Source organism: Streptomyces colonosanans, from assembly GCF_001866645.1.
GTDB lineage: Bacteria > Actinomycetota > Actinomycetes > Streptomycetales > Streptomycetaceae > Streptomyces > Streptomyces colonosanans.
In genome coordinates this window covers 1-568 of the sequence record NZ_MLYP01000155.1, presented here as the reverse complement: position 1 = coordinate 568, position 568 = coordinate 1, and the positions used below count along the sequence as shown (strand labels likewise).

At 68.7% G+C, this 568-nt stretch carries 1 protein-coding gene; it reads left to right on the top strand.

All coding sequences use genetic code 11. From position 1 onward, the window contains the following. Positions 1-95: 95 nt before the first annotated feature. Positions 96-568: HNH endonuclease (locus BIV24_RS30950; RefSeq protein WP_071369775.1), on the top strand; the 473-nt coding region annotated here is incomplete at its 3' end.

Sequence of the window (568 nt, the reverse complement as noted above, 5' to 3'; positions counted from 1 at the left end):
GGGCATTTTTATTGCGTTGTCCATCTCGGCGTGCCCGTCCAGAGTTGATCCACGCCCGCCGGGGGGTGGGCAGGTGCACACGGGAGATGGGCTGGATGCGTGACACGCTGGTGCTGAACGCGAGCTTCGAGCCGCTGTCGACGGTGACGTTGAACCGAGCCGTCGTTCTGGTGCTGCAGGACAAGGCCGTCGTCGAGCAGTCCCACCCCGAGCTTCGTATGCGAGGCGTCGATGTGGACATACCGGCGCCCCGGGTGATCAGGCTCTGCAGGTATGTACGGGTGCCCTTCCGAAGAAGGGCACCGTGGTCGAGGCGGGGTGTCCTGGTACGGGACCGGCACAGGTGCGCCTACTGCGGGCGGCGGGCGACGACCGTGGACCACGTGGTGCCGCGGTCGCAGGGAGGTGGCGACACCTGGCTGAACACGGTGGCCTCGTGCGCGGAGGACAACCACCGCAAGGCGGACCGTACGCCGGAGGAGGCGGGCATGCCGCTGCTGCGGCAGCCGTTCGAGCCGACGCCTGCGGACGCGATGCTGCTGGCGCTGGGGCACGACGACTTCGCAGC